This is a genomic window from Actinomycetota bacterium (genome assembly GCA_019347675.1).
Classification (GTDB): Bacteria; Actinomycetota; Nitriliruptoria; order Nitriliruptorales; family JAHWKO01; genus JAHWKW01.
The window spans coordinates 1-2,007 of record JAHWKW010000076.1; the positions used below are offsets into that span (position 1 = coordinate 1).

The following is a 2,007-nucleotide window of genomic DNA, read 5'->3' on the forward strand; positions in this document are numbered from 1 at the left end:
GGATGACCTTCAGCGACGACCGCTGGATAGCCACGATCGGGTTGTCGGTGGTGTCCGAGGTGAGTTGCTTGCGCAGATCGTCGCGCATGGTCTTGGCGACCTCGTCGAGCACCGCCTTGACGCGGTGTTGCACGGCTCCGGCGGACTCGTCGCCGAAGTGGCGCGCCAGCACCCTGGCCACGTGTCCGTGCTCGGCGCCGAAGGCCTCCTCGACCTTCTGGTCCAGCCGGTCGGCCACGCCCTTGGCGCGGTCGGTGAACTCCTGGTTGAGCTGGTGCGCGGCGCGCTCGAACTCGAGCTTGACGAAGTCGGTGTCCGTCGCGGCCTGCTCACGGTCCAGCACCCGGGCGCCGATCTCGATGGCCTCGACCACGAACCGCGCCGGGTCGTCGCGCTCGGCGGCCTGGCGCACCGCGCACTGGTCGTCGACCACGAGCGCGTCGATGGCCAGCCGGCCGTTGCGCACGTGGACCGAGCTGAAGGGGAGGGGCGTGGCGGCTTCCATGGCGGAGAGGTCGCACAGTAGAGCCCCGACCTGACGGAACGGGGCGCGGCTCAGCGCGCCGCCCGTGCCTCCCACCACCGCGCCAGGTCGGCGCGCTGGTGGCGCAGGGGCTCGGCGGTGGGCTTGCGCCGGCGAATGCGCGCCAGCGCATCGTCGATCCCGATGCCGTCGCGCACCGCGACCACTCCGGCGGCCACGGCGGCCGAGCGCTGCCAGCCCGCGCGGCAGTGCAGGTACACCCGCTCCCCGTCGTCCAGCCAGGCCACCACCACGCCCACCGCCCGCTCGATCTGGCCGGGCAGCAGCGACCCGTAGTCCTCGATCGCCAGGCGCTCCTCCTCGATGCCGGCAGCGTCCAGGGCGGCGGCGCAGGCCTCGCGCCCGCTCTCCTCCTCGTACTCGAGGTCGCGCACCAGGTTGAAGACCCGGGTGATGCCCTCGTCGCGCAGCGCCGCGACGTCGCGCGCGTCCTGGGGGTATGCGCCCACGACCAGGCCGTCGGCCACCTCGGCGAATCCGTAGTGCTCGAACCACTGGGACACCTTGCCAGTGTGCCACGGACCGTACGCTCGCCAGGCCATGGAACAGCTCGAGCGTGCACTGACCGAAGCGGGAGGAACCACCGCTCCGCCCGCCTCGGCGGGGAGGCTTCGGCGCCTCCTGCTGGAGGAGCTGGACCGGGGCCGGGAGGAGCTCACCCGCCCACGCTCGGGTTACGCGATGCCGGTCGCCGTGGCCGTCGCCTCGTGTGCCGACGCGCTCGTGGGCGTGGCGCCCGTGAGCTTCGGAGTGCGCGCCGACCCCGACGCGGCGTCAGAGCGCGAGTGGCTGGTCGGCGCCGCGCTGGCAGGCGCGCTGTGCGAGGCCGCCTCCCTGCGCGCGCCCTCGGCCGCCGGCGACCTCGTGATGGTCTTCGGGGAGCTCGAGGGTCACCTCGTTCTCGCCCTCCCGGCCCGCGACGGGGACGCCGAGCTGGCCGCGGTGGCCTACGAGGAGGCCACCGCGGCGATGGACCGTCTGCGCACCCGGGCGCTCGCGCTGCCCGGGCACGTGCTCGACGGGGCCTACAGCGCCCTGTCCCCTCCGGTCGGCGTCTCCCAGCATCCGCTACGGGTGGCCGAAGCGGTCGCCCGGCTGGGTGGGCGGCCCGCCGACCCGGCGTCCGTGGAGGTCCACGAGGAGGCGGTGCTGGCCGTGATCGGTGGCGATGAGCACGGACCGTCGCGCCCCCACGAGGACCCCGACCCGGCCCGCCGCGTCGCCCGGCGCCTGGTCGCGCGCGAGCGGACCCTCGACGGCGACACCGCCCGCGCGCAGGGCGGCGGCGAATGCGGTGCCGAGCCGGCCACGGCCGACGACGGCGCAGTGCGGGGCGCTTGTGGACATTGCTCTGTTCGGTCCAGCTCCCCGGGGGGATGCCGGTCGCGATCCTGGTGGTGTTGGTCTTCGCTTCTCACGGTCCACCCCACGCTGGGTGACGGCCGCGTCATGGAGTTTAGTAC

General features: G+C 74.1%; 3 protein-coding genes. 1 reads left to right on the plus strand and 2 read right to left on the minus strand.

Translation table 11 applies throughout. From position 1 onward, the window contains the following. Together KY462_17020 and KY462_17025 are read right to left on the minus strand one after the other, a co-directional pair. A partial coding sequence (locus KY462_17020) for a hypothetical protein (protein MBW3579401.1) occupies window positions 1-580 on the minus strand: 580 nt, incomplete at its 3' end. Then, on the minus strand, window positions 556-1,086 hold the full coding sequence (locus tag KY462_17025; GenBank protein MBW3579402.1) for a dual specificity protein phosphatase family protein: 531 nt from the start codon (window positions 1,084-1,086) through the stop codon (window positions 556-558). The genes KY462_17025 and KY462_17020, both read right to left, overlap by 25 nt. Here KY462_17025 and KY462_17030 point away from each other — a divergent pair. Next, window positions 1,085-2,007 (plus strand): hypothetical protein (locus tag KY462_17030; GenBank protein ID MBW3579403.1); only part of this gene is annotated, 923 nt, incomplete at its 3' end. The two genes, KY462_17025 and KY462_17030, sit on opposite strands and share 2 nt — an antisense overlap.